The following is a 23,825-nucleotide window of genomic DNA, read 5'->3' as shown; positions in this document are numbered from 1 at the left end:
AATACAGAAAAAGGTAAAGATGTTCACTTTATTAATATTAAATAGGTACAATATTCCCATTTTCTTATTATTTCGTATGAAGCGCCCGCGGCGAAACAAGCGGATACAGTCCGCCGTCTTTAGCAAAAGACATTTTTCCCGTTTCTTCTGAAACAACGAGCACGAGTGCATCAGTCACGGCCGAAAGTCCCATCGCGGCCCTGTGGCGCGTCCCGTATTTGAGATCGACATGTTTTGTTGTGAGCGGAAGCAGATTGGCTGCTGATACAACCCGGTTTTCTCTGACCAATACGGCTCCGTCATGAAGCGGATTGCCGGGATAAAAAATACTCTCAATTAAAGCTGAACTGATCTCGGCATGCAGGCTGGTCCCTTTTTGTATCATTCCGTCCAGCGGATCTGCACGTTCAATCACAATCAGCGCTCCGTGCTTTTCTTCCGCCAGATGCTGCACGGCCCTCGCCAGCTCTGTATAGGAAGGCGTAAAATGTTCGATATATGACTGCAGGTAAAACGACGAAGCGACAGCCTGCATTTCCTGAAACGTATGTCCCAGTTCATCTAATTCGCAAAGAAGGCATTGGTCTTTTTCATCCAATGTCCGCAGTATCATTCCGGCATCCTCCGTAATTTGTTTCAAATACGTTTGAACGGCAGCGGTAAACGCGCTTTCCGTCATTTGAGTGTGGCGCATGTCACATCATCTCCTTTCCCTTATTTTCTGCATCGCGCGCATGGATATGCGCCGCTGTGTACACCATAATCATGAAAGGAGGCGCACATCATATGGAATTCGCACGGCTGATGCAATATATCTGCACCTTTTTAGGGGTCATTTCACTTTCATTCATTTATGCCAAGATGTTTAAAAAGCCGAAACCGGACAAAAAAGAGTAGGCCGGCTTTCATTGCTTTTTATACATAAAATGTTATAATTTCTCTCGTTAAAATAAAGAAACGGGGAACCTAAATTGAGAGAAACGAACACGATCGGCCAAAAGGTCAGACAGCTGTTACATATCTTCATTCCGATTTTAATCACGCAGGCGGGCCTTTCCCTGATCACCTTTTTGGATACGGTGATGTCAGGGAAAGTGAGCGCCGCCGATTTAGCCGGTGTTGCAATCGGTTCAAGCCTGTGGACGCCGGTGTATACGGGCCTTGCAGGAATATTAATGGCCGTTACGCCCGTTGTTTCGCAGCTGTTTGGAGCCGGCAGACGAAAGGAAGTGCCGTTTTCCGTCATCCAGGCCGTTTATGTAGCGGCCATTCTCAGTGCGGCGGTTATCCTGATCGGCTTTTTCACCGTTGATATGATCTTGGGACATTTGGGCCTGGAACCTCGTGTCCGGACGATCGCCAAACACTTTTTAGGCTTTTTATCCCTCGGTATTTTTCCTTTGTTTGTGTACGCCGTTTTGCGCTCGTTTATTGACGCACTCGGCAAAACGCGAGTCACGATGCTTATTACGCTTTGCTCATTGCCTATTAATTTTGTTTTAAATTATGTATTTATTTTCGGGAAATTCAACATGCCGGCATTGGGCGGAGTCGGTGCGGGGCTCGCTTCCGCCCTGACTTACTGGTGTATTTGCGCCATCAGCTTTTTTATCGTCTTCAGATTTGAGCCGTTTGCCGGGTACTCTGTATTTCGGAAACTGTACCGTTTTTCTCCGTCTGAATGCAGAAAACTTTTGAAAATCGGTTTGCCTATCGGTTTTGCGGTATTTTTTGAAACGAGCATTTTTGCGGCTGTCACACTTCTAATGAGCCATTTCCGGACGGTGACGATTGCAGCCCACCAGGCGGCAATGAATTTTGCTTCCCTCTTGTATATGCTGCCGCTAAGCGTATCTATGGCCATGACGATTTTAGTCGGCTTTGAAGCAGGCGCAAAGCGCTACAGGGATGCCCGGTCATACAGCTATATCGGCATTGTGATGGCCCTTTGTTTTTCTTTATGCACGGCTGCTTTCATTTTACTGTTCAGGCCGCAAATCGCCGGAATGTATACATCAGATCCGGAGGTGCTCTTGTTGACGCAGCACTTTTTAATCTATGCGCTGTTTTTCCAGCTTTCTGATGCCGTAGCAGCTCCGATACAAGGCGCCCTGAGAGGATATAAGGATGTCAACTATACACTCGGTGCGGCTTTTGTTTCGTATTGGATTATCGGGCTTCCGCTCGGTTACGCAGTCGGCACTTACACGAACCTTGGGGCATACGGCTACTGGATCGGGTTAATTGCAGGACTTGCCGCAGGAGCTGTCGGTTTATTCTTCAGACTGATGAAGCTGCAAAAGCGTTATGTGAAAAAAATGATGATTTTATAAAGGAGGAGCAGCAATGCCAAAACATAAACTGCTGTACGATTATTTAACCGAACGGGCGGAGGACATCAGTCAGACATGGTTTGATACCCTTCATGATACGGATCCTGATTCTGTTTATGCTTCTACTGACCCGGCTGTTCTCACAAATCTGAAAAAACAAAATCTGGCGTTTAATTATCAACTCAATCGGATTTTTTCTGAAGAGAAGGAAGTATATACAGCGGCATTGGAAAAGTGGGCGTTTGAAGCCGCACGGGATAAAGAACATTTAAAAACTCCCATCCATTACATCATTCGCGAGTTTATCAGAGTTCGTGATTTGTATGTCGGCCATGTAAAGCAGTTTACCAGACTTCATTCAGACACCGTGACAGAAGAAGATGCCGAAGATATATTCCATACGCTGATTAAATCGTTTGATGTGGTCATTCATATTTTCATAGAGGAAATGTATAAAAACACAAACATTCAGCTTGAAGCGCAAAAAGAATTGATTACAGAGCTGAGCTCGCCGGTAATTGTGCTTTTTGACAATGTCGGACTGCTGCCGCTGATCGGGGATATTGACACGGCAAGAGCCAAAATGATTTTGGAGAATACGCTGCACCAGTGTTCAGAGAAGCGCATCACGCAGCTGTACATTGATTTATCAGGCGTAGCCATGATTGATACGATGGTTGCCCAACAGCTTTTCACCTTAATTGAATCACTCGGAATGCTCGGCGTGAAAGCGACGTTATCCGGAATCCGGCCTGAAATCGCCCAAACCGCGGTGCAGCTCGGACTGAGTTTTTCAAATTTATCAATACGGTCTTCGCTTGCGGAAGCGATCGCTTCCGATCTGACACAAAAAAAGGGATAAGGCATTTCAGCCTTATCCCTTCTTTTATCAGTCTTTCCACGGATATGTCCAATACACTTCTTCTTCAAACCATGTTTGAAGAACCGGCTCGTTATTTTTAATTTTTTCTTCCAGCTCTCTCAGCATGCCTTCCGTTTGGGTGCGGTGCGCTTTTAAGGCATTCATTTTAATATCGGCAACCTCTTTAATATCAAGAATGACATCAGGCTTGCCGACGGCTTCCTCCCTGTTGCGGGTGATTGCCATGCAAAGCGTGCGCGGGCGGTCCTCTTTTTTCTTTCTGTAAAGCGCTCTGATGACCGCTTCGCCGCATGCATCATGATCCGGATGGACGCCGTGCTCCGGATAGAATGTGACAATCAGACTCGGTTTTACATCGTCGATAATCTCTTCCATCATATCCGCGAGCCACTCGTCATCTTCAAATTCAAGTGTTTTATCACGAAGCCCGAGCATTCTCAGGTCAGTAATGTCCATTGCTTTACATGCGTCAATCAGCTCTTGCTTTCTTAACAGCGGCAGTGTTTCACGGTTCGCGAAAAAGGGATCTCCCATGTTCCGGCCCATTTCGCCAAGCGTTGCGCATGCATACGTAACGGGAATATCTTTTTGTCTGTGTAAAGCAATCAGTCCTGCCACTCCGTATGATTCATCATCAGGGTGAGGCAGGATGACGAGTACATGTTCTTTCATGATTTTCACCCTTTTCTTTAAACTGTAAACGGCTTTTCGCTGATTTGAAGCGAAATCGCCAATTTTCCGCCCGGCAGATGCCCCGCCATTAACAGACGGTCTTCGTCATCTACTGTATACTCAGTCAAACCTTCTGCGTAAATCCAGCCCTCTTCTGTTTTCAAACCGACGCGGTACGGGCCGTTTCCTTTGATTTTCGCCTGATGGTACGTCACTTTTGCATTGCGTATATAGGCTACAACCGTCATGTTTTTCTCATTCAGATGCGCTGAATAAGAACCGGTCGTTGTTTCCAAATGGATATATACAGGACGATCGGCATATCGCTCTAAAGAAGTTTGCACATCTTCTTTTATGATCGCTTTCATAGCTGCTCCCCTCTTTCTTCTTTTAAAAATTGCAAACGCTTCGTATGTAGTTCAACCAATTCATATTTCTCAATCGGCCGCAGCCGGGAATCTACAATTCGCTGCACCGCCAGAGCAAACTTTTCCTCGGGTGACTTCCGGAGCCTCGGATGTGTTCTTTGATCAAGCAGTTCAAGATCAATCGCCTTCTCCGCTTCTTCAAGGGTTGAAGCCGGGAGAGTGCGGTTATTCCACAGTGCCTGATAGGCTTTTGCTATGTCTTTATCAGTGCCCATTGTACAGCTCCTTTACATACTCGTAATGATTATACATAATTTAAGCTATCGCTGGAAAGCGAAAGGCTTAGCGGCTTTTTATCGGCCGCTTCCATTTTATCTGTGAAAATGTAAACAAAAGCAATGCTGCCCATATACAAATGAAGGTAAACGCTTTTTGCCCGGAAAACGGTTCATGATACACAAACACGCCGAGCATAAGGGTAATGGTCGGCGCTATATATTGCAAAATGCCGACTTGATACAGGGGCAGACGCTTTGCCCCCTCTGCAAACAATAACAGCGGCAGGGCCGTAAATACGCCTGCGAAAAATAGGAGCGCCCATGTTCCTGCCCCCAAGGAGCCAAAAGTGCTCCCGTCAGCTGTAAATCCTAAATAAATAAGTGCAGCCGGGGTAATCAAAAGCGTCTCCAGCGTCAGCCCGATCGTGCTGGACATGCGGGTTCTTTTTTTACATAAGCCGTACAGGCCGAAGCTGAATGCAAGCAGCAATGCGATATAAGGAACCGCGCCATATTGAAACGCAGATATGAGCACGGCCGCCCCGGCAATAGAAACGGCTGCTGTTTGCATCTTGTTAAGCTTTTCTTTTAAGAATAGGATGCCCAAAAGAACGGAAACGAGCGGATTAATGTAGTACCCGAGACTTGCTTCAAGCAAAAAGCCGTGATTGACGGCCCATATGTACACAAACCAATTAACGGAAATTAAAACGGAAGCGAAAAAAAGCGCCAGCAGGCCCCCTTCCGATTTCAAAAGACGCAGTTCACGCCATCCGGTTTTCCACTTCTTAAGCACAGTTAAAAGCACACACATGAAAACAAATGACCATAAAATCCGGTGAGCTAAAATGTCCAATGCGGGTATTTGTTCAAGAAGTTTCCAATAGACCGGAAACAGCCCCCACATGGCGAAAGAACAAGCGGTATAAATGATTCCTTTTCTTACGTTATTCCCTTGCACGGCCTTCCCCTTCCTTTCTGTAAACAGATTATATTATATCACGGGAAGCTTCCGGCGGGCATATACTATGTTGTCCGTTAAGAAAGGGTGAGATGCCGTGTTTGATTGGAACAGATATTTTCCCTTCCAAAATCAGTTCTCTAAAGAAACGTTTAAAAATGCTGATCCGAAAGATGTCGAGACATATGTCAACCGAGTGATGGAAAGCGTATTCGGCGCCGGTTATGCCGGACAGTTCCCTTTTCGCGACCCGATGTCCAAAAAGACCGATCCGGTCGAAGCGGAACCGCCCAAGCCGGAAATTGACCTGTTTGAAACATCCGATCATGTTTTTGCGAAAATTCCCGCCGAACAAGAGGAACTCGACCGTATCAGGATTAAGCATACGTCACACAGCCTCGTTGTAGAGAACAGCAGCCTGGGAGAAGGAAAAAAAGAAATCATACTTCCGAGCCTCGTCAAACGGAAAGGAACAAAAGCAGTCTATAAAGACGGGATGATTGAAGTTATGTTTTCAAAACAGGAAGACTACAATCTTTCGGAAGTGGAGATTTTAAGATAAAAAAACGGCCCGCGCGATGCAGGCCGTTTTTTCTTTAATAAAATGGCGGATAACCGCCGGCTCCCGGCCCGAAACCGCCGTATGGGACGCCTCCGTATCCGTAACCGGCGAACCCGTACGGAAAGCGGGGTCTTGTAAAACCTGTGGCAATCACGCCTCCGAGAAGACCGCCTAAAAATCCGCCGAATAAAGGAGCGCCGAACAAAAAAGGACTTCTCGCCGGAAATCCGGCAGGACCGAAATTCCCGCGATACAATGCATGACGAGGGTACATGTTTTTCCTCCTTTATGTCTGCCTATTCTTAAGCGTATTCATAAAATGAGGAAATTGATTGGGCGATTGTAACAACATGTGCCTCTCTTTGATATTGCATTAACGTACAAACATTTTGGTTATAATTTGATTATATTTTGATTAACTGTTATACTTTTTTTACAAGTTGCAACATTATAAAACCGTCAGGGGGAATAAAATATGCCATTACTTCGTTTTGACGTTATTGAAGGCCGGGATGACGCAGCATTAAAAAAATTACTGGATACCGCCCATTACGCCATGGTTAAAGCTTTTGACGTCCCAGTAACGGACCGTTATCAGATCGTTCACCAGCATCGGCCTCATGAGCTTATCATTGAAGATACCGGGCTCGGTTTCAAAAGAAGCAAAGATCTTGTCATCATCAGCATTGTCAGCAAAGCGCGCACCGAACATCAGAAAGAAACGTTATATCAACTGATGGCTGATCAGCTTAAAACAGAATGCGGCATACCACCCGAGGACGTCATGATTTCCATTACAGAAAACGGGAACGCCGATTGGAGCTTCGGGCTCGGTGAGGCTCAGTTTTTAACCGGGAAACTGTAAAAGGCCTCCCCGCTTGTTCTGAATGATTGCAAACTGAATAAAAGAGGGATGTATGTTGGTTAGTGAGTTGTATCCTTGTTTGATATGCGGATTTAAAGGATTAGAGACAAATCCCGTTTATAACGGCGAATATCAAAAAACATTTGATATTTGCCCCTGCTGCGGGTTTGAATTCGGCTACAGTGAGGACCATGACGTAAGCTTAGGGTTTATTGTAACGCCTGATCATTTAATTGAAGCGGCATTTCAGTTATACCGGAAACAGTGGATTGAGGGAGGAATGAAACTATTTTCTCCGAACGATGTTCCGGCGGAATGTAAAAATGATCATTTCCTTACATTCGATGCTTTATTAAAGCAATTAAAAGGCTTGAACCTCAATCTGAACAATTTTGATATTAATGGTTTTTATGACGATTAAACATTATCATTAAGAAAAGGCTGCCTTGGGCAGCCTTTATTATTCATCACATGTGTCGTTGGCAGATCCCCCGGGCTCGCAAAAACTGTCTGCCCATTTTTGCATTTCCTGAAAAACGGCTTGCAGGGCCATGCCTTTATCAGTCAGTTTATAAATGACTTTGACAGGTGTTTCAGGCAGCACCTGACGCTCGACGATTTCATTTTGTTCCAGCTCTTTGAGCCGCTCCGCGAGCATTTTTTGGCTGATTGTCGGTATCGTTTCGGTCATATCTTTAAATCGTTTCGGCCCGTCCATCAGTACATGGATAATGAGGCCGTTCCAGCGCTTTCCCAAAAGAGAAAAAGCGGATTCCATTTTAGGACACATTGTATATCCCACGTGAGTTCATCCCTTCATCTATGAATTGACAAGTTTTTTGTGATCCATTAAAATTAGTTTTCGAGTTACATTTAGTAAGCTTCTAACTTTTCTATTATGATAACACGTTTATCCGAAGGAGGAAACATGATGACATCCGTATTAGACGTTTTAAAGGAACGCGCATCTGTTAAAGAATACGATAAAGACGCGGTCATTACAAAAGAGGAATTGACAGAACTCCTTGAAATCACAACGCAAGCGCCTTCCGCCTGGAACCTTCAGCATTGGCATTTTCAAGTCTTTCACAGTGATGAAGCAAAAGCTGCCCTGCTTCCGGTTGCTTTTAATCAAAAACAGATTATTGATTCATCAGCAGTTATTGCCGTATTAGGCGACTTAAAAGCAAATGAAAATGGTGAAGAAGTTTATGCTGAACTGGCTGAGCAAGGCAATATCACAGAAGAGATTAAACAAACGCTTTTAGGCCAGATTAACGGTGCATACCAAAATGATCAGTTTGCCCGCGATTCAGCATTTTTAAACGCTTCTTTAGCAGCGATGCAGCTGATGCTTGCCGCTAAAGCAAAAGGCTACGACACTTGCGCGATCGGCGGATTCAATAAAGAGCAATTCGTTAAGGAATTCGACGTGAGCGAGCGTTTCGTGCCCGTCATGCTGATTTCAATCGGTAAAGCCGTTAAGCCGGCGCATAAAAGCAACCGGCTGCCTGTATCTAAAGTCTCAACTTGGCTGTAAGATGAAAGAAACCCTTAGTCCGCTTAAGCAGACTAAGGGTTTTTTATAGGAATCGCTCACTGTACCAGGCTCGTGCCTGCTCGGCTTCCTGCTGTGTGAGCTGATGACCGCCCTCCTGCCATTCAAGAGCAACGGATGCATGAGCATCTGTCAGATACTGATAAAGCTCCTCCGATTCTTCTTTTGTACATAGGGGATCGCGTTTTCCCGCACCGATAAACACAGGCAGCCCTTCCATATCAGGCAGCTTCACTCCGCGTATCGGCACCATCGGATGATGCAGAACCGCTCCTTTCAGTACATCTTTATAATGAAACAAAAGACTTGCTGCAATATTGGCGCCGTTTGAATAGCCGGCAGCAATCACGTTTTCTCTGCTGAACCCGTACATTTGCGCCGCTTCATCAATGAAATTCTTTAATTCTTCCGTCCGTTCAATTAAATCTTTCTCGTCAAATACGCCTTCTTTCAGCCGCTTAAAAAAACGGGGCATGCCGTTTTCTGACACTGATCCTCTGACCCCTAGCAGACTTGCGTTCGGATCGATAAAACGTCCGAGCGACAGAAGATCATGTTCATTTCCTCCCGTTCCGTGCAAAAGCAGCAGAACATTTTCTGACGTTCCCTGTTCAAACACATGTTTCATCATCATTCTCCTTTCTCCATTTTGGGCAGAACAGCTGTAATCTGACTGCGATGCTCTTCCAGCCATTCCGGAAGCTTCAGCTCTGTTCCGAGATTTTCAAAGGATTCATCCGTCATAAAGCCCGGTTCATCGGTTGCCATTTCAAATAAAATGCCGCCGCTTTCTCTGAAATAGATTGAAGTAAAGTAAGACCTGTCAAGAATGTCAGATGAAGCAAGATGAGAATCAGCAAGAATGTCCTTCCACTCCGCCTGCTCTTTTTCGCTCGTGCGGAAAGCGACATGATGAACTGTCCCGTAACCGCCGGCACCTGCTTCTTTCGGCGCAAGGTCAACATCTATAATATGTCCGATCCGTGCCTCCGATTGCAGCCTGACAATCTGATTTTCTTCTCCTGTCTTTGAATAACCGAAGCGTTCTATGAGAAATTGAATGGTTGCTTCAGGACGGTACGAGTACAGAAGAACACCTCTCATGCCTGTGATCGCTTCTTTTTCAGTAATGCCCGAAGGAGTCCATTCACTCTGTCCGCTTCTTTCATCTTCCATTATGGCAAGCGGCAGGTCTTCTGTATCATTAAAGAGAAGGACTTGTTCAGACAGCATGATCTGTTCTTTTACAGACAAGCCGTTTTCTTCAAGCCGGCGCTTCCAAAACGCGAGTGCTCCTTTCGGCACGGAAAAATAAATTCTTCCGGCCTGCCCTTTTCCCACGGTTCCCGGGCGGCTTCCCTGAAAAGGAAAAAATGTAATGATCGTGCCCGGCTCTCCGTTTTGGTTGCCGAAATAAAAGTGATAAGTGGCCGGGTCGTCAAAATTAACGGTTTTTTTAACAAGCCGCAAACCCAGCACTTCAGTATAAAACCGAAGATTTTCAGCAGGATCTTTTGCAAATGCGGTAACATGGTGCAATCCTTGTGTATTCAATGTATTCACTCCTAAATATCTTGAGTTCGAGATATTAACTATTCTAATTTAATATGAATGAAGATGCAACTAAAGTGTTTCAGTTAAAAAAGTAATAGAATTCTTTTTTTTCTGAAAAATATCTTGTGATCTTATCTGACACCTGCTATGATAAGGAGCATTATCAAGTTTCAGGAGGAAAGTAAATGGTCAGAAAAGCACTAATTTTCGTTCTCATCTTAATCCCTTTCAGCCAGCTGGCCCTGCTGTCAGTCGCTAATCGGGTTCATCCGATCATTATCGGGCTGCCTTTTTTTCATTTCTGGCTGCTTTTATGGATCGCAGTCACTCCATTATGTTCGTTTCTTATTTATAGGCTGCAGAAGAAACAAGGAGGACTGGACTGATGCCCGCAAATATAACAGCATTGATCATTACAGCCGTAATCGTTTTAACCGTTGTCTGTATCGGCTTTATAGCCGGAAGAGACAAATCATCACGTACTTCTGTTGAGGAATGGTCTGTCGGCGGCAGACGGTTCGGAGGGCTCCTCGTCTGGTTTTTAGTCGGCGCGGACCTCTATACGGCTTATACGTTTTTAGGCTTGACAAGCACCGCCTACACAGGGGGAAGCGTAGCTTTTTTTGCAATTCCGTATTCTTTTTTGGCGTATTTTATTGCTTATTTCTTTCTGCCGAAGCTGTGGAAAGTGGCAAAAATCCATAAATTAACGACGCTTGCCGATTACGCCCGTGAGCGTTTTGACAGTAAGCTTTTGGCCAGTCTTGTCGCCATTGTCGGCGTTCTTATGCTCATTCCTTATATTTGTCTCCAGCTGAGCGGGATTCAAGATACGCTTCAGGTGGCCGGAACGGGTGTCATTAATGTCAATATGGTCGTCATCATCTCTTTTATTCTTGTAGCGCTGTATACTTTTTTCAGCGGGATTAAAGGGCCGACGTTTACGGCGATTATTAAAGACATTCTGGTGTGGGTGATTATGCTGTTTATGGTCGTCTCACTCCCGCTGATCCATTTTCACGGCTGGACGCCAATGATTCACACTTTGGCTGAAAAAGCGCCGCAAATGCTGACGATTCCGGACTCGGGGCCGAAAGGAATTCCTTGGTTTATCACAGCTTCCATCGTATCTGCACTGGCGCTCTTTATGTGGGCGCATGCGGCAACCGGCGTATTTACGGCAAAAAGCGCAGATGCCGTCCGCAAAAACAGCATGTTTCTGCCGCTTTATAATATTGTTTTGATTCTTGTTATCTTTCTCGGCTTTATCGCGTTTCTTGTCCTGCCGGAAGATACCAATCCGCGGCTCGCTTTATTGAAGCTGATTCAAACGTCTTACGGCGGAGTCGCGCAGGGCTTTGCTTACTCCACGATCGCCCTTGCGTCATTGATTCCCTGCTCTATCATGGCCATCGGAGCATCAAACTTATTTGCGAATAACTTATATCGGGATTTGATTCACCCGAATGTGTCACCAAGCAAGCTGACGATGATCACCCGTTCAATGGTATTTGTCGTCATCGGGCTCGCGCTTTTATTCGGCATGCTGTTCCCGACTGCGCTCGTTACCCTTCAGCTTCTCGGTGTTTCCGGCATGGTTCAGATCTTTCCGGCTATCGCCGTCAGTCTATTTTGGAAGAATCAAACGAAAGAAGCGACAATTATCGGTCTTCTCGTCGGTCTTCTCGTGACATTCACGGTAAATATCACCCAATCCGCCCACGGTATATATGAAGGGTTTTGGGGTTTGACCGCTAACATGGCAGCCGTTATTATCCTTAACCCGTTTTTTGTAAAAAAAGCGGCTTCAAACGCCGTCAAAGACGGTTTATTCAATAAAGCGCCTACTGATAAACTGAACCAAAAAGGCGCTTAACAGAAAGAAGCCGGCACGTAAATGTGCCGGTTTTTTACTTTTTGTGCTGCCATTTGTAGGTGGCGACGGTTTTTGCCGGGATGACGGCTTCAAACTGCCGATTTTCTGAAACGACATGGAATTTTTGTTCTGAAGATGTCTGGTTGATTACGACTGTCACAATGGATTGATCAGGATTAAGGAACGATACATTCGAGACTGTGTTTTTGGAGCCGTAATTACTTTCTATCCGCTTTGCTCCCCGGTCGATAAATTTTGAAAAGTTGCCTGTCATATGAAAGATCGGGATATTCCAATAGCGGTCAGGGTTTTTAGCATCCTGAATAAACAGCGTCGGGTCTGGGGTGCCTATCCAATGATGCGTCTTAATTTGACTGTCGAGCATCGTCACCCACGCATTGTAGCTCGACGCGCCGTTGCGGAAATACTGTGCGATCCGATCCGCCCCTGCCGTCCCCCAGACAGACCGCTCCGTTAAGTGAATAGATTGATCAGGATATCTCTTTCCGATTTCCGACATGACAGAAAGGTCACCGTCATAATCGTGAAAAGCGATGCCGTCTGCCGCCCGGTTTCCTTTTTTATCATCTAAAATCGGCGGAATATAGTTCCACGCCCCGCTCGCATTGTGATCATAAATCCAAATTTTCGTGTCAATTATGTGTTTTTTCAATTCTTTTTTCACGGCTATCGCCAGTTTGCGCTGCTGAGACGGCGGCATGTACATGCTCGGATAGTCGATTTCCAGCAATGGTTCATTTTGAAGGGTCATCGCATAAATCGGAATTCCCTGCTTTTCGTACGCCTCAATAAATTTGCGGAAGTAAACGGCCAGTGCGCCGATATATTTATCTTTCAGCTTTCCCCGCTTGAGGTTTTCATTCGTTTTCATCCAAGCCGGCGGGCTCCACGGTGAGGCGATGATTTTCAGTTCCGGATTTATCGCCAGCGCTTCCTTGATGGTTGCTGTAATGTGTAAATCAATATCCTTTTGGATCGAGAAATGACGGAGCTTAGGATCTGTTTGGCCTTCAGGCATATCGTCATACGTATAAAATTCCTGTGCCGTAAAATCAGATGTCCCGATCGTTATGCGCATAACGTCCATGCCGATACCATCTTTGGGATCAACCAATTTTTTCAGCACTTCTTTTCTTTTTGCGGGTGTCATTTTTGATAAATTATGGATTGTGGATTCTTCCAGGGACGATCCTACGCCCAACACACTTTGATAGCGGCGCGACGGATCAATATACACGGCGGCGGAGTCAGAAGCCTTCTTTTTTGTCCATGTAAGCGGTGTTTGTTCGTCTAAGGCGTATTTCACTTCCAGCGGCCCGTCATACCACGTACGGGAAGCCGGATCTTTTTCAGAACTGAACCACACCCTTACTTTGTTTTTGTCTGAAGCCTTCCGATCAGCTGCATACACTTCGGTTTCTGTGCTGCTTGATATGAAAAAGAAAAACATAAGAAAAACCAGGGTCATGTGCAGACTTTTTTCAAAAAACATGAACCACCATCCCTTTCCTTATTTTTATAAGCGATTCTAAATGAAAAGCCGGACAGTCACCTCCTTCCCGCTTAAATGAATGCGCTTTCAAAACCACTGATAAAAAGCCGGCTTCACACAACGGTGAAGCCTTCCCTTTTTACACCTTTAGGATACATATGCGCCGTTTGATTCAATCACTTTTTTATACCATTCAAATGAGTCTTTCTTAAGCCGCTTCATTGAACCGTTGCCTTCATTATCCCGATCAACATAAATCATGCCGTAGCGTTTTTTCATTTCTCCGGTTGTAAATGACACGATATCAATAATTCCCCATGGGGTATAGCCCATTACATCCACGCCATCATATGTGACTGCTTTTTCCAAAGCTTTTATATGTGACGATAAATATTCAATTCTTGAAGCGTCATGAATTGAACCGTCCTCTTCTAATGTGTCAATGGCGCCGAATCCGTTTTCCACGATAAATAATGGAATCTGGTAGCGGTCGTATAAGCGGTTTAATGTGTACCGTAAACCGGTCGGGTCAATCGCCCAGCCCCAATCACTCGCTGTAATATAAGGATTTTCCACGCCGTTTGGCAATCCTCCGTTTACGACATCCCCGGTATTATCGTTTGATACGTCACTTTTTACGGTAGTGGACATGTAATAGCTGAATCCGAGGTAGTCCACTCGGCCGTTTTTCAAAATCTCTTCATCACCGTCTTCAAAGTGTATCTGATAGCCTTCTCTTTCAAACTCTTTTAACGCATAGCTTGGATAATATCCGCGAACCTGCACGTCCGGGAAGAAAAAACGCTGTCTCATCGTTTCTTCAGCCAGCATCACATCATCGGGGTGAGATGAGTACGGGTAAATCGGGACATGTGATACCATCGCGCCGATCCTGAACTCGGGATTGATTTCTCTTCCCTTCGAAACTGCCAATGCGCTTGCCAGCAGTTCGTGATGGCCGGCCTGATACATGACTTCTTTTGCGTTTTCGTTTTCTTTAACGGCGACGCCCGAGTTCGTCCATAAAAAGATCGGATTATTCACATCCATCTTATTATTGATTTCGTTAAACGTCATCCAATATTTCACCTTATGTTTATAGCGTTCAAAACACACTTCAGCGAATTTCACAAAAAATCCGACTGTTTTTCTGTTTCTGAAACCGCCGTATTCCCTCGCCAAATGCAGCGGCATCTCAAAATGTGACAGCGTGATTACCGGTTCAATCCCATGTTTCAGCAATTCATCAAACACCCGGTCGTAAAAAGCCAATCCTTCCTCATTGGGCTCGGCTTCATCACCTTTAGGAAAAATTCTGCTCCAGCCGATGGACGTTCTTAAACATTTCAGGCCCAGCTCGCTGAATAATGCGATGTCCTCTTTATAACGATGATAAAAATCGATCGCTTCATGATTCGGATAAAATTCCCGCTCTTCAATTGTATCTGTTATTTTCCGGGGCACACCATGCGCGCCTGCCGTCATGACGTCCACTACACTCGGCCCCTTGCCGCCTTTATTCCATCCCCCTTCAAATTGGTGGGCGGCCAGAGCGCCTCCCCATAAAAAATCTTTTGGCAATGTCCCCATCGTGTATATCCTCCTTTATTTGACTGCCGCTTGCATGCCGAATAAATGCACTGCAGCAGCTTCAACCATCCGCTTCACAAGTGTAGAAGAATTCCTGCCTTCATTTTCATATTATACGTTTACATTATAATTGTACCGGTATAATTTATCAATACATAAACAATTATAGTTAATTTACGAAATGGCTTTTAAAAACGATTATGCTATAATTCTGAAAGAAGCGGGACAATAAATGAATGAGGAATGTATATGTTAAAATACCAGCAAATCGCGTTAGATATTGAAAAATACATAGAAGAACATCAGCTGCAGCAAGGGGATAAACTGCCTGTGCTGCAAACCTTAATGACCCGGTTTAACGTGAGCAAAAGCACGATCACCAAGTCCTTAGATTTATTAGAAAAAAAGGGGATTGTGTTTCAAGTGAGGGGAAGCGGCATTTTTGTCAGACGGAATAAAAGAAAAGGGTATATCAGTCTGCTTTCTAATCAGGGATTTAAAGAATCACTTGAAGATTTTAATGTCACTTCCAAATTATTAGCGCTGGAAGTGAGAAAACCCACGCCTGAGGCTGCCCAAAATCTGAATATGCCGCCTGACGGCGACGTGTATTATGTCAAGCGAATCCGATATATTGACGGGCTGACATTGTGTATCGAAGAGTCATTTTACAACAAATCGATTATTACGTATTTGAATAAAGAGATCGTGGCAGAATCAATATTTGATTATATTAGAGAAGGTCTCGGGTTAAAGCGCGGTTTTTCAGATTTATATCTGTACGCGGGGATGTTAAATGAGGAAGAAGCGGAGTACTTAGGTCTGTTTACAGGAGCGCCTAAGCTTTGCGTTGAAACGATTTTTCATTTAACCAACGGCCAGCCGTTTGACTTCTCAAAAGTCACCTATCACTATGAGCAATCACAGTTTTTCATTCAGGCGAACAGCCACCTTTTTGAACAGGAAACGACATAAGGCGGGCTTTTCGCAAACAAAAAACACCCCATGCGCGAGCGGCGCATCGGGTGTTTTTTACTATTTCATATTCTTATTTAATGTTTCAACGGCTTTTTTCATTTGTGTATCGTTGTCCGCAAGCTGTTTTTGCAGATCCGTCATCAATTTTACCGTTGTGTCTCCTGTTAAAATGCCTGTTTGTTTCAGTTTCTCTTTTGCTTGGAATTGTTTGACTGCTTGTTCAAATGCTTTATCATACGTGCCGTTTACATTCACGCTGTACCCCAGCGCTTTCAGCATTTTTTGCGCATTGGTGACGGTCGTTCCGGAATCCCCGTATTTGTATGTTTTTTTCGCATCTAAATACGGCAGGTTCGCATATTCAGGAAGCTTAACCTGATATTGCGGTTTGATTCCTTTTTTATGAATCCACTCTCCGTCCGCTGTCAGCCATTTTGCGATTGTCAGTTTAACGGTAGAACCGTCGCTGTAATCTTTTGCCGTCTGCACGGTTCCTTTTCCGAACGTTTTCTCGCCGATCAGCGGAATTCCGGATGATTCATGCAGCGCAGCCGACATGATTTCCGCGGCGCTCGCGGTGCCGTCATTGACGAGGACGACTGTCGGTTTTGTCACTTTGCGCTCTTTCGTCGCTTTCATGACTTCTTTCGTGCCGTCTTTGTATTCGACCTGCATGATATTTTTCCCTTTATCGATAAACATATTGCTCATTTTGATGGCTTCATCCATCAGGCCGCCCGGGTTGCCCCTTAAATCGAGAATGTATCCTTTCGCTCCTTGTTTTTCGAGGCTGTCAATGGCTGAATTCAGCTCTTTTGCCGTCGATTCGGAGAAGGATGTGATTTGGATTTCGCCGATGTCTCCTTTTTTCATTTCAGAATACACCGTTTCAACCGGGATGGTGTCACGTTTGATCGACAGGTTCAGATCGCCGACACCCGCTCTGTGCAGCACAAGCTTGACGTTTGTTCCCTTTTTGCCGCGGATTAATGCGACGGCTTCGTTTACATTAAGGCCTTTAACGCTTTTGCCGTTGACCTTCAAGATCTGGTCATTCGGTTTAACCCCCGCTTTTGCCGCGGGTGACCCTTTAATCGGCGATACGATCAGGATGCTGCCGTCCTTTTCTTCCACTTGTGCGCCGATGCCTTCAAACGAAGCGGAAATTGTTTCTTCAAACGACTTTCCTTCCTGAGGATCCATATAAGAAGAATACGGATCATCCAGGGAACTGATCATGCCTTTTATCGCTCCGTCTATTAATTTGCTGTCATCTGTTTTTTGATAGTAATCACTTTTAATCTGCTCATAGGCTTTATTGAATTTCTCAAATTTGCTGTTCGTCAAAGCAGCCGAGCCTTGTCCGAAAATGGTCGTATTGCCCGTGATAAACAGCGTAAGCGCCGAGGCTGCGACCGCAGTGATCAATATAATAAAAAACAGTTTAAATTGCCGCTTCAAGAAAACACCACCTTTTTATTCTTACATTATTATCATAGACGAACGCTCATTCGTCAACTTCAAACGTGAGGCGCCCTTCTTTCCCGTTTACCCAAACCTATGCTTTTCTCTCAACATATGCTGAGGAAAAAAGGAGGATTCGGCCTTTGAGCAAATATTTAGAAATGCTGTCCTTATTCGGAGTCGGAGGGGCTCACCCGGGCGGGCTCGCTTTTTCCAAAGCCGTTCTCACAAAAGCGGCTCCTCCTCCTGACGAACCGATTCTTGACGCCGGCTGCGGAACGGGACAGACGGCCGCTTATCTCGGCCACCTGCTGTATCCCGTCACCTGTGTGGATAAGGATCCCCTTATGCTTGAAAAAGCAGCAAAACGATTTGCCGCTGAAGGCTTAACCATTCCGGGCTATTTGGCGGAGCTTGAGCGGCTTCCGTTTGCTGAAAATCAATTTTCCGCCGTTCTTTCCGAATCAGTTCTCACCTTTTCAAATCTTGATTCATCGCTGTCTGAAATCCTGCGGGTCCTTAAACCCGGGGGCATGCTGATCGGCATTGAAGCTGCTTTACAAAAGCCCATGCCGGAAAACGCCATCACGCAGATAAAAGACTTCTACGGTTTTACCGTATTGCAGGATGAAACGGCATGGAAACAGAGATTGCTTCAGCAAGGCTTTCAGAAAGCGGATTTCATTCCCGCTGTCTATGAAAACAATGCGCAGGAGCCGACTACAGAAATGGATTTATCGCCCGTTATTCAGCCGGTTCACTACGATACGCTGACGGCTCATTACGAGCTTATGCAGACGTACCGTGAATATATGGGACACTGCGCTTTTGTCGCTTACAAGTAAAACGGCAATTGTCCTCCTGTTTTCGTCCAACCTTTTTACCGCACTCTATCATAAGCTGACATAGAAAGATAGGTTGGATAGGAGGAGAAAAGATGCAAAACTATTATCATCTTTGCCGGCAGCACCAAGGAAAAGTAGCAAGAATTACAGAACGAAACGGCAGAGTCCACGTCGGAAGAATCGTACGGGTGACTAACAGCAAAGTGTATATCACCCCTGTCGGCGGCCGTCACAGAGGGTACGGATTCGGTTATTGGGGAGGAGGCTGGGGAGGCTGGGGAGCAGCCTACGGTATCGGCCTTGGTTTCATTACCGGATTTGCGCTTGGAGGTCTGCTCTTCTGGTAATAAAAAAAGCCCGCTTTCTATTTTTCAAGCGGGCTTCTTCTCATTACACTTTCTTTACTTCATTAAAATATTCTTCAAGCGTTAATTGATGGTCATGGATGGCTTTTGCCGCTTTTTTGCCTACATAGCGTAAATGCCATGGTTCATACTCATACTTTGTAACATTTTCTTTGCCTTTAGGATAGCGGATGATAAAGCCGTATTCATACGCATGGTCTTTCACCCATTTGCCGTCCGCCGTGTTTCCGAACGCTTCATTCAGCTCATATCCGTTGCTTTTGCTGGAAATGTCCATGGCAAGCCCCGTCTGGTGTTCGCTTTGCCCCGGATATGCGACGGCTTCTTTCGCCTTTTTTTCACCTTTCAGACTGACTTCATTATCGAAAATAACTTTCTGTCTGTCATAAGAGCGGTATCCTGAAACGGCAACCAGGTCATAACCTTCTTTTTTCCCGGCGCTGAATAGTTCCGCCAAAGCATCGGCGGCAGGTTTGCGGATATATCGTTTCTCGATCTTCTCAGTAAAAGAAAATTCGACTTTCGGGATCACGAGATCATTCGGTTTATAATCTCCCGGCAGCGTATATGTCTTATTCACGAGCGCAAGTGTATTTGTCGGGTTTTGAATGGTCTCAAGCCCGTTCACTTCTTTAATATCATTAAAATATTTGCTCTCCAATACAAAATCGCTGTTTTCTGTCTTCGTTGTTTTTTTGCTTGATGTGTCATCTGATTGTTTTGTTTCAGCTGCTGTTTTTGTGTCCTTATGGCTGTCGCCGCCTGAAATGCTGCAGCCGGTGCCCACGATTGCGGTTACGCTGAGAGCGGCAGCGAGCGAGAACCATTTAGTGGATTTCTTCATTTTACCCTTACCTTTCTTTTTTTGAATCAGGGCGATGCATAAAGAAGAGGGCTGCTTTAATCAGCATAACCCTCATCTCAAGTTTACGATACAGTATGCAGCGCCAGTTTAATCATATCATGAAAAGTCGTTTGACGCTCTTCTGCCGTTGTTTCTTCTCCCGTTAATACGTGATCGCTTACAGTCAGGATAGACAGCGCTTTTTTGCCGTATTTAGCGGCAAGCGTATATAAAGCAGTCGTTTCCATCTCTACGCCGAGGACGCCGTATCTGGCAAGCTTTTCGATTTGGGAGTCTTCATTGTAAAACTGATCGGCGGTGAATACGCTTCCGACCGCTACGGGAAGATTGTTTTTTTGCGCTTCCTGGTACGCTTTATGAAGCAGTTCGAAGTCTGCGCAAGGAGCATAATCTACACTGCCGAAGGCGACACGGTTCATCTGTGAATCCGTTGAAGACGTCATCGCCAAAATCACGTCACGCACCTTCACGTCATTACGGATGGCTCCGCATGAGCCGACTCTGATTAAGTTTTGAACATCATAGCTTTGAATCAGTTCATTCACATAAATAGAGATAGACGGAACACCCATGCCGGTGCCTTGGACTGATACTTTTTTGCCGTTATATGTACCCGTAAATCCGTACATTCCTCTGACTTCATTATAGCATTCCACATTTTCAAGATACGTTTCCGCAATAAATTTCGCTCGGAGCGGATCTCCCGGCAAAAGCACTGTATCCGCAATTTGGCCTTTTTCTGCGTTTATATGTACACTCATTTCCTTTTCCTCCTGCCTATTCAAACTCCCACCCATTGTACACTGAATAACGGTAAGAGACAATCATCAGCATGATCAGGGCGATCTTGGGCAGAATATGCGGGATGACAGCCTAAAGAAAAAGGAGTGAACATAATGGGCAAAAAACAGCGCAACCGGGTGACCGGCCAGAAAAAGAACAATCACGTGCCCGTTTCAGACGTCATTGCAGCTGATGAAGCGCATGGAAAAGAGCATTCCGCCGCTAAACGGAAGCCTTAACACTGTCTTTCCCAGACAATACGGAAGCCGGCTGAAGATTCAGCCGGCCCCGTCTTACCTCGGCTGGACGAGCAGCCGGTTAATTTTGCTCCATCCCGCAGGGTTAAGCCTGTAATAGGTCTTTCCTTTTCTTCCTTCGTCTATGAGTATGACGTCTCCGGTCGCTATGAATCTGGCTTGATAGTCGTTTGGGACCGTATCAGGCACATTAAAAACAGAAAATGCCCTTTCCAGTGCGTCTTGATGATTGTCAGCGGCCAGCTCTGTCCGATAGACGACCCTGTATCCCTTTTTCTCGCCGTAGCGGGGTGTTTGAAAAATCGTCACATCATAGGCACAAGTCTTTTTTTTAAACACGGGCAGCGATAACAGCATCAAGATCCCTCCCTCTTATTTCTTAATAGTATTAGCGTTTTTTCTCAATTTTCCTGTCTCTATTTTTGTCGAAACGGATGATACTTTTCGTCAAAGAGCGCAAAAAGCGAAATGAGGCAAAGTCCGAGACTGAATCCGGCAAGGACATCCGTCGGAAAATGCGCGCCCAAATAAATTCTGCTGAATCCGATCAGAATGACGAGAACTCCGGTAAAGACGGTGACGGCCCTCTTTCTTTTCGTGAAAAACGGAACATGCTTGATCAAAAAGTAAGCGATGACGGGATACATCACTGCCGAATTCATGGAGTGGCCGCTCGGAAAACTGTATGAGGTTTCATGGACGAGCGGTTCAAAAGCGGGTCTGGCTCTTTCAATCAATTCTTTTATTTTTATGTTTACAATCCGTTCAATGAGAAAAAGAAGCGGCAAAAAAACAACATCCGGCGTTTTTTTGTACATATACAGAGCTGCGCCTGTCAAAAGAAGAAGCGGCAAAAGCACCGCGGTCGTGCCGAGCTCCGTTATCCATAACATCAATTCATTCAGCCAGACAGACCTGATCCTGACAGCCGCTTCTATCACACGCTCATCAAAAGCCCGGACGGCTTCTATCCGGATCGCTGCTGCGAGCAGAATAAACAATGCGAAAAGACTTGCTGGCTTGTACAACGTTTTCCCCCCATGTTTCATTCTCCCGAGCTGATTGAAAAAACCGAAGCTTTTTCACTTCGGTTCCGCAGTTTCAGTCTTCATCAAGCTCTTCGTCTATCATACATTTTTCTAATAAATAATCAAAGGTGATGTCGGCTATTTCGAAGATTTCCTCTTCACTCGGTATGTACCCGCGCATAGCAAGCTGACTGTAAAAATAATCAGCTATTTCTTCTGTGTCAATCACAAGATCTATTTCTTTCATGCAAACACCGCCTCCTTTTTTATGTTTTATGAAAAAACCGTTCAAATTATACCCGAAAGTTCTAAACGTTTTGTCCGCTCATATACTTTTAAAAAACAAGCCCCGGAGGGAGAAAAGATGATGACGAAAATGATGGCTTTATTGGACGGAGATGGATTTGATATCGTATTGGAAAAAGTGCTGAAAGGAATGTCGTTTGTCATCTTTGCCGGCTGTCTGCCCTGGTTTTTATATGTCACCGTCCGTTTTTTTGCCGGCTAGCTGAAATGCTCCCGCAGGCTTTCCAGCACAAAATTCATCATATCTTTATATTCTTCGTCACCGAACAAATGATAAAGAATCTTATAATCGTTATAAATATCAAGCAGCTCATCTACAATCGATACCGCCAGCACATGCAGGGCATCGGGATCATCAGCATCGCCTTCAAACTGAAGAAGAGCAGACGCGACGGTATCCTCGCCGATCTCATGAGATGCTTCCCCAACATAGTGGACAAACAGCAGCTGATGCACAAACTGATCCATTTCATATTTTCTCAGAACCAGCGTGAGATCCTCTTCCTCCGTTTCAAGCCACTCTCCGTCTTTCAGCCGAGTCAGCTCATAAATAATATCCTCCCAGCCATCCTCTAAATATCTCCAAATTTCAGTTCTGTGACCGATAACTCGGAATAATTCCTTTCCGTAGTCCTTTACATATACGACGTCGCCGATCAAAAATTCATATTCAATATCTAATTTTTCCATATCGACGATCACGCCCTCATAATCTTTATAAAGCTGGATGGACGATTCAAAATAAAGCACTTCATTATGATTGACTTCATAAAGATAATGTTTATCAATTTGATGAACCTTCGTAATGGTGCCGACGGTTCCGTACATCACGACGACCACGATGTCTCCCACTTGAAATTTCGGTTTATCTGGCTTCATGCTGTCTCCCCCTTGCCGCGGACTGTCATACGCTATCGTATGCCGGCCGCCATCATTTCGCATGGGCATGAAAACCACAGGAAATATCTATTTCTGCATCTGTTCAAAATGTCAAAAACCGCAACATGCTTGTGCGTTTTTTCACTTACCGTAACAGAAGCGTCTGATGGCATTGCGCTCTCGATCGAATGAGCAGTAACAATGACGAGACAAAAAGCGCCTATTTTGAATAAGTTTTTGTTTTTTTCTCCCTGACGCAAAGGTAAATACCCGGCCCGAAGGCATGTTGACAATATCACCGCCGTGATGTTCAAAATTTGCCGTGAAACACATCATCGAAGGTGTATGGAGATCCAATTCCGGCTGCATATTCGTAATGGCTTGTTTATCATGAAGAACCAAACTCGTTTTGGCTTTCAATGAAGCCACAACTTCAATCCGCTTCAACCTTGTCACATAAAATCCCCTTTTCCTTCCAAACGTCAGTGCTTCACCATAGATCATTTGATTCCTCTCACTTCATTTAAATGTTTGATGATTTCTCAGTGAAAAGAGGCTCCTTACCCGGGACCCCGCCGGCAGCAGGTCTGATCCGGTGAACTCTGCAGCTATACATTCTATTGCCTTATGATCCGTGCCGTCAGGAAGATTTGTTTACGTGCTGATCAAAACGGACGGCATTGCGGGATTTGATCATACGGCACCTCATAAGCGAGTGATTTCAACAGAAAAAAACCGCACAATGTGCGGTTTTTCGTCAGGCGTGATGCACCTCGGTCTCATATTTTTCCCAAGCTTCATCAAATGTCGCCATCGTTTCTAAATAGTCGGCGCTCAGTTCTAAATAAGAACTGAGCTCGTGATAATCGCTTGACGTTTTCGGAAAGCCGTGATCTTCGTATGCCTGATTCGCAAACCGGCTGATTGCGTCCTGCGGTTTGGGATGCCTGTATTTCATCAAATAGTGATAAAAGGATTTCATGGGTTTCCCCTCCTGATGACTGTCTTTTGTTGTACTATTATACAATTCAAGTGTGAAATT

General features: G+C 45.0%; 33 protein-coding genes. 13 read left to right on the top strand and 20 right to left on the bottom strand.

Annotated elements, in window-relative coordinates; translation table 11 throughout:
* Positions 1–67: 67 nt before the first annotated feature.
* Positions 68–694, bottom strand: a complete 627-nt coding sequence (gene cdaS / locus ACWJJ4_RS14405) for a sporulation-specific diadenylate cyclase CdaS (protein WP_156734902.1) — start codon at positions 692–694, stop codon at positions 68–70.
* 277 nt (positions 695–971) lie between these two features.
* Here cdaS and ACWJJ4_RS14400 point away from each other — a divergent pair, with 277 nt between their 5' ends.
* A complete protein-coding gene (locus tag ACWJJ4_RS14400; RefSeq protein WP_317461313.1) occupies positions 972–2,333 on the top strand; it encodes an MATE family efflux transporter in 1,362 nt (453 codons plus the stop codon).
* Between the two features lie 13 nt (positions 2,334–2,346).
* Positions 2,347–3,195 (top strand): STAS domain-containing protein, encoded by an 849-nt coding sequence (locus ACWJJ4_RS14395; protein WP_003153745.1) that lies wholly within the window; start codon positions 2,347–2,349, stop codon positions 3,193–3,195.
* Between the two features lie 27 nt (positions 3,196–3,222).
* Here the strand turns inward: ACWJJ4_RS14395 and bshB2 are convergent, their stop codons facing one another.
* The 4 genes from bshB2 to rarD form a co-directional block, all read right to left on the bottom strand.
* Positions 3,223–3,888 (bottom strand): bacillithiol biosynthesis deacetylase BshB2, encoded by a 666-nt coding sequence (bshB2, locus tag ACWJJ4_RS14390; RefSeq protein ID WP_031379023.1) that lies wholly within the window; start codon positions 3,886–3,888, stop codon positions 3,223–3,225.
* A gap of 17 nt (positions 3,889–3,905) precedes the next feature.
* Positions 3,906–4,256: a YojF family protein gene (locus tag ACWJJ4_RS14385; protein ID WP_007611980.1), complete on the bottom strand. Its 351-nt coding sequence runs from the start codon at positions 4,254–4,256 to the stop codon at positions 3,906–3,908.
* Positions 4,253–4,531: a hypothetical protein gene (locus tag ACWJJ4_RS14380; RefSeq protein WP_003153742.1), complete on the bottom strand. Its 279-nt coding sequence runs from the start codon at positions 4,529–4,531 to the stop codon at positions 4,253–4,255. Before ACWJJ4_RS14380 ends, ACWJJ4_RS14385 begins: the two co-directional genes overlap by 4 nt.
* A 67-nt stretch (positions 4,532–4,598) precedes the next feature.
* Entirely contained in the window at positions 4,599–5,495 is an 897-nt protein-coding gene (gene rarD, locus ACWJJ4_RS14375) for an EamA family transporter RarD (protein WP_077722462.1), read from the bottom strand.
* A gap of 97 nt (positions 5,496–5,592) precedes the next feature.
* Here rarD and ACWJJ4_RS14370 point away from each other — a divergent pair, with 97 nt between their 5' ends.
* Positions 5,593–6,057, top strand: coding sequence for a hypothetical protein (locus tag ACWJJ4_RS14370; RefSeq protein WP_031379022.1), 465 nt, complete (start codon positions 5,593–5,595; stop codon positions 6,055–6,057).
* Between the two features lie 34 nt (positions 6,058–6,091).
* Here ACWJJ4_RS14370 and ACWJJ4_RS14365 read toward each other — a convergent pair whose 3' ends face one another.
* Positions 6,092–6,331, bottom strand: a complete 240-nt coding sequence (locus ACWJJ4_RS14365) for a hypothetical protein (protein ID WP_031379021.1) — start codon at positions 6,329–6,331, stop codon at positions 6,092–6,094.
* A 201-nt stretch (positions 6,332–6,532) separates the two neighbouring features.
* Between ACWJJ4_RS14365 and ACWJJ4_RS14360 the strand changes: the two genes are divergently transcribed.
* Together ACWJJ4_RS14360 and ACWJJ4_RS14355 are read left to right on the top strand one after the other, a co-directional pair.
* Positions 6,533–6,922, top strand: a complete 390-nt coding sequence (locus ACWJJ4_RS14360) for a tautomerase family protein (protein ID WP_173612991.1) — start codon at positions 6,533–6,535, stop codon at positions 6,920–6,922.
* Positions 6,923–6,974: 52 nt separating this feature from the next.
* Positions 6,975–7,343 carry a hypothetical protein gene (locus ACWJJ4_RS14355; RefSeq protein ID WP_102422256.1) on the top strand — a complete coding sequence of 123 codons (369 nt, stop codon included), beginning with the start codon at positions 6,975–6,977 and terminating at the stop codon, positions 7,341–7,343.
* A gap of 39 nt (positions 7,344–7,382) precedes the next feature.
* Here ACWJJ4_RS14355 and ACWJJ4_RS14350 read toward each other — a convergent pair whose 3' ends face one another.
* Positions 7,383–7,724 carry a winged helix-turn-helix transcriptional regulator gene (locus tag ACWJJ4_RS14350; RefSeq protein WP_003153729.1) on the bottom strand — a complete coding sequence of 114 codons (342 nt, stop codon included), beginning with the start codon at positions 7,722–7,724 and terminating at the stop codon, positions 7,383–7,385.
* A 129-nt stretch (positions 7,725–7,853) separates the two neighbouring features.
* Here ACWJJ4_RS14350 and ACWJJ4_RS14345 point away from each other — a divergent pair, with 129 nt between their 5' ends.
* Positions 7,854–8,462: a nitroreductase family protein gene (locus ACWJJ4_RS14345; RefSeq protein ID WP_031379019.1), complete on the top strand. Its 609-nt coding sequence runs from the start codon at positions 7,854–7,856 to the stop codon at positions 8,460–8,462.
* A gap of 43 nt (positions 8,463–8,505) precedes the next feature.
* Here ACWJJ4_RS14345 and ACWJJ4_RS14340 read toward each other — a convergent pair whose 3' ends face one another.
* Both ACWJJ4_RS14340 and ACWJJ4_RS14335 read right to left on the bottom strand, forming a co-directional pair.
* Positions 8,506–9,108: an alpha/beta hydrolase gene (locus ACWJJ4_RS14340; RefSeq protein WP_031306620.1), complete on the bottom strand. Its 603-nt coding sequence runs from the start codon at positions 9,106–9,108 to the stop codon at positions 8,506–8,508.
* A 2-nt stretch (positions 9,109–9,110) separates the two neighbouring features.
* Complete coding sequence (locus tag ACWJJ4_RS14335; RefSeq protein WP_003153719.1) at positions 9,111–10,034, bottom strand: ring-cleaving dioxygenase; 924 nt, start codon at positions 10,032–10,034, stop codon at positions 9,111–9,113.
* A 185-nt stretch (positions 10,035–10,219) separates the two neighbouring features.
* On the opposite strand from ACWJJ4_RS14335, the gene ACWJJ4_RS14330 reads away from it, so the two are divergent.
* Together ACWJJ4_RS14330 and ACWJJ4_RS14325 are read left to right on the top strand one after the other, a co-directional pair.
* A complete protein-coding gene (locus ACWJJ4_RS14330) occupies positions 10,220–10,420 on the top strand; it encodes a DUF3311 domain-containing protein (protein WP_003153716.1) in 201 nt (66 codons plus the stop codon).
* Positions 10,420–11,910, top strand: coding sequence for a sodium:solute symporter family protein (locus tag ACWJJ4_RS14325; protein WP_454021744.1), 1,491 nt, complete (start codon positions 10,420–10,422; stop codon positions 11,908–11,910). The genes ACWJJ4_RS14330 and ACWJJ4_RS14325 overlap by 1 nt, the downstream gene beginning before the upstream one ends.
* A 34-nt stretch (positions 11,911–11,944) precedes the next feature.
* Here ACWJJ4_RS14325 and ACWJJ4_RS14320 read toward each other — a convergent pair whose 3' ends face one another.
* On the bottom strand, positions 11,945–13,423 hold the full coding sequence (locus tag ACWJJ4_RS14320; protein ID WP_454021743.1) for a glycoside hydrolase family 30 protein: 1,479 nt from the start codon (positions 13,421–13,423) through the stop codon (positions 11,945–11,947).
* 147 nt (positions 13,424–13,570) lie between these two features.
* The gene (gene bglA, locus ACWJJ4_RS14315) at positions 13,571–15,013 is read right to left on the bottom strand and encodes a 6-phospho-beta-glucosidase BglA (protein ID WP_176283377.1); all 1,443 of its coding nucleotides are present in this window, start codon (positions 15,011–15,013) and stop codon (positions 13,571–13,573) included.
* 249 nt (positions 15,014–15,262) lie between these two features.
* On the opposite strand from bglA, the gene ACWJJ4_RS14310 reads away from it, so the two are divergent.
* A complete protein-coding gene (locus ACWJJ4_RS14310; protein ID WP_071391727.1) occupies positions 15,263–15,988 on the top strand; it encodes a GntR family transcriptional regulator in 726 nt (241 codons plus the stop codon).
* Positions 15,989–16,048: 60 nt separating this feature from the next.
* Here the strand turns inward: ACWJJ4_RS14310 and ctpA are convergent, their stop codons facing one another.
* Positions 16,049–17,452: a carboxy-terminal processing protease CtpA gene (gene ctpA / locus ACWJJ4_RS14305; protein ID WP_454021742.1), complete on the bottom strand. Its 1,404-nt coding sequence runs from the start codon at positions 17,450–17,452 to the stop codon at positions 16,049–16,051.
* Positions 17,453–17,598: 146 nt separating this feature from the next.
* Between ctpA and ACWJJ4_RS14300 the strand changes: the two genes are divergently transcribed.
* Together ACWJJ4_RS14300 and ACWJJ4_RS14295 are read left to right on the top strand one after the other, a co-directional pair.
* Positions 17,599–18,300: a class I SAM-dependent methyltransferase gene (locus tag ACWJJ4_RS14300; protein WP_077722469.1), complete on the top strand. Its 702-nt coding sequence runs from the start codon at positions 17,599–17,601 to the stop codon at positions 18,298–18,300.
* 92 nt (positions 18,301–18,392) lie between these two features.
* The gene (locus ACWJJ4_RS14295) at positions 18,393–18,647 is read left to right on the top strand and encodes a hypothetical protein (RefSeq protein WP_003153704.1); all 255 of its coding nucleotides are present in this window, start codon (positions 18,393–18,395) and stop codon (positions 18,645–18,647) included.
* A 43-nt stretch (positions 18,648–18,690) separates the two neighbouring features.
* Here the strand turns inward: ACWJJ4_RS14295 and ACWJJ4_RS14290 are convergent, their stop codons facing one another.
* Positions 18,691–19,509, bottom strand: coding sequence for a M15 family metallopeptidase (locus ACWJJ4_RS14290; protein ID WP_003153703.1), 819 nt, complete (start codon positions 19,507–19,509; stop codon positions 18,691–18,693).
* A gap of 83 nt (positions 19,510–19,592) precedes the next feature.
* Entirely contained in the window at positions 19,593–20,291 is a 699-nt protein-coding gene (deoD, locus tag ACWJJ4_RS14285; protein WP_003153702.1) for a purine-nucleoside phosphorylase, read from the bottom strand.
* Positions 20,292–20,426: 135 nt separating this feature from the next.
* Between deoD and ACWJJ4_RS14280 the strand changes: the two genes are divergently transcribed.
* Positions 20,427–20,552: a hypothetical protein gene (locus ACWJJ4_RS14280; protein ID WP_003153701.1), complete on the top strand. Its 126-nt coding sequence runs from the start codon at positions 20,427–20,429 to the stop codon at positions 20,550–20,552.
* Between the two features lie 54 nt (positions 20,553–20,606).
* Here ACWJJ4_RS14280 and ACWJJ4_RS14275 read toward each other — a convergent pair whose 3' ends face one another.
* From ACWJJ4_RS14275 to ACWJJ4_RS14265, 3 genes are all read right to left on the bottom strand, one after another.
* Positions 20,607–20,927, bottom strand: a complete 321-nt coding sequence (locus ACWJJ4_RS14275) for a YodL domain-containing protein (protein WP_003153700.1) — start codon at positions 20,925–20,927, stop codon at positions 20,607–20,609.
* Between the two features lie 59 nt (positions 20,928–20,986).
* Complete coding sequence (locus ACWJJ4_RS14270) at positions 20,987–21,598, bottom strand: phosphatase PAP2 family protein (protein WP_454021741.1); 612 nt, start codon at positions 21,596–21,598, stop codon at positions 20,987–20,989.
* Positions 21,599–21,671: 73 nt separating this feature from the next.
* Entirely contained in the window at positions 21,672–21,845 is a 174-nt protein-coding gene (locus tag ACWJJ4_RS14265; protein WP_003153696.1) for a YozD family protein, read from the bottom strand.
* A 117-nt stretch (positions 21,846–21,962) separates the two neighbouring features.
* Between ACWJJ4_RS14265 and ACWJJ4_RS14260 the strand changes: the two genes are divergently transcribed.
* On the top strand, positions 21,963–22,106 hold the full coding sequence (locus ACWJJ4_RS14260; protein ID WP_012117771.1) for a hypothetical protein: 144 nt from the start codon (positions 21,963–21,965) through the stop codon (positions 22,104–22,106).
* Here the strand turns inward: ACWJJ4_RS14260 and ACWJJ4_RS14255 are convergent.
* From ACWJJ4_RS14255 to ACWJJ4_RS14245, 3 genes are all read right to left on the bottom strand, one after another.
* Complete coding sequence (locus tag ACWJJ4_RS14255) at positions 22,103–22,783, bottom strand: hypothetical protein (RefSeq protein ID WP_003153690.1); 681 nt, start codon at positions 22,781–22,783, stop codon at positions 22,103–22,105. The genes ACWJJ4_RS14260 and ACWJJ4_RS14255 overlap by 4 nt on opposite strands.
* Before the next feature lie 141 nt (positions 22,784–22,924).
* On the bottom strand, positions 22,925–23,287 hold the full coding sequence (locus ACWJJ4_RS14250; protein WP_454021740.1) for a glyoxalase: 363 nt from the start codon (positions 23,285–23,287) through the stop codon (positions 22,925–22,927).
* Positions 23,288–23,540: 253 nt separating this feature from the next.
* Positions 23,541–23,765 (bottom strand): YozE family protein, encoded by a 225-nt coding sequence (locus ACWJJ4_RS14245; protein WP_003153684.1) that lies wholly within the window; start codon positions 23,763–23,765, stop codon positions 23,541–23,543.
* Positions 23,766–23,825 lie beyond the last annotated feature (60 nt).

It is taken from the genome of Bacillus sp. JK62 (genome assembly GCF_053663455.1).
This window is presented reverse-complemented; position numbering and strand designations above follow the sequence as displayed.

Bases quoted from the DNA above. Each gene is read 5' to 3' on its own strand.
- cdaS (WP_156734902.1), bottom strand. From the start codon at position 694: ATGCGCCACACTCAAATGACGGAAAGCGCGTTTACCGCTGCCGTTCAA.
- ACWJJ4_RS14395 (WP_003153745.1), top strand. From the start codon at position 2,347: ATGCCAAAACATAAACTGCTGTACGATTATTTAACCGAACGGGCGGAG.
- bshB2 (WP_031379023.1), bottom strand. From the start codon at position 3,888: ATGAAAGAACATGTACTCGTCATCCTGCCTCACCCTGATGATGAATCA.
- ACWJJ4_RS14385 (WP_007611980.1), bottom strand. From the start codon at position 4,256: ATGAAAGCGATCATAAAAGAAGATGTGCAAACTTCTTTAGAGCGATAT.
- ACWJJ4_RS14380 (WP_003153742.1), bottom strand. From the start codon at position 4,531: ATGGGCACTGATAAAGACATAGCAAAAGCCTATCAGGCACTGTGGAAT.
- ACWJJ4_RS14365 (WP_031379021.1), bottom strand. From the start codon at position 6,331: ATGTACCCTCGTCATGCATTGTATCGCGGGAATTTCGGTCCTGCCGGA.
- ACWJJ4_RS14360 (WP_173612991.1), top strand. From the start codon at position 6,533: ATGCCATTACTTCGTTTTGACGTTATTGAAGGCCGGGATGACGCAGCA.
- ACWJJ4_RS14355 (WP_102422256.1), top strand. From the start codon at position 6,975: ATGTTGGTTAGTGAGTTGTATCCTTGTTTGATATGCGGATTTAAAGGA.
- ACWJJ4_RS14345 (WP_031379019.1), top strand. From the start codon at position 7,854: ATGACATCCGTATTAGACGTTTTAAAGGAACGCGCATCTGTTAAAGAA.
- ACWJJ4_RS14340 (WP_031306620.1), bottom strand. From the start codon at position 9,108: ATGAAACATGTGTTTGAACAGGGAACGTCAGAAAATGTTCTGCTGCTT.
- ACWJJ4_RS14330 (WP_003153716.1), top strand. From the start codon at position 10,220: ATGGTCAGAAAAGCACTAATTTTCGTTCTCATCTTAATCCCTTTCAGC.
- ACWJJ4_RS14325 (WP_454021744.1), top strand. From the start codon at position 10,420: ATGCCCGCAAATATAACAGCATTGATCATTACAGCCGTAATCGTTTTA.
- ACWJJ4_RS14320 (WP_454021743.1), bottom strand. From the start codon at position 13,423: ATGTTTTTTGAAAAAAGTCTGCACATGACCCTGGTTTTTCTTATGTTT.
- bglA (WP_176283377.1), bottom strand. From the start codon at position 15,013: ATGGGGACATTGCCAAAAGATTTTTTATGGGGAGGCGCTCTGGCCGCC.
- ACWJJ4_RS14310 (WP_071391727.1), top strand. From the start codon at position 15,263: ATGTTAAAATACCAGCAAATCGCGTTAGATATTGAAAAATACATAGAA.
- ACWJJ4_RS14295 (WP_003153704.1), top strand. From the start codon at position 18,393: ATGCAAAACTATTATCATCTTTGCCGGCAGCACCAAGGAAAAGTAGCA.
- ACWJJ4_RS14290 (WP_003153703.1), bottom strand. From the start codon at position 19,509: ATGAAGAAATCCACTAAATGGTTCTCGCTCGCTGCCGCTCTCAGCGTA.
- deoD (WP_003153702.1), bottom strand. From the start codon at position 20,291: ATGAGTGTACATATAAACGCAGAAAAAGGCCAAATTGCGGATACAGTG.
- ACWJJ4_RS14280 (WP_003153701.1), top strand. From the start codon at position 20,427: ATGGGCAAAAAACAGCGCAACCGGGTGACCGGCCAGAAAAAGAACAAT.
- ACWJJ4_RS14275 (WP_003153700.1), bottom strand. From the start codon at position 20,927: ATGCTGTTATCGCTGCCCGTGTTTAAAAAAAAGACTTGTGCCTATGAT.
- ACWJJ4_RS14265 (WP_003153696.1), bottom strand. From the start codon at position 21,845: ATGAAAGAAATAGATCTTGTGATTGACACAGAAGAAATAGCTGATTAT.
- ACWJJ4_RS14260 (WP_012117771.1), top strand. From the start codon at position 21,963: ATGATGACGAAAATGATGGCTTTATTGGACGGAGATGGATTTGATATC.
- ACWJJ4_RS14255 (WP_003153690.1), bottom strand. From the start codon at position 22,783: ATGAAGCCAGATAAACCGAAATTTCAAGTGGGAGACATCGTGGTCGTC.
- ACWJJ4_RS14250 (WP_454021740.1), bottom strand. From the start codon at position 23,287: ATGATCTATGGTGAAGCACTGACGTTTGGAAGGAAAAGGGGATTTTAT.
- ACWJJ4_RS14245 (WP_003153684.1), bottom strand. From the start codon at position 23,765: ATGAAATCCTTTTATCACTATTTGATGAAATACAGGCATCCCAAACCG.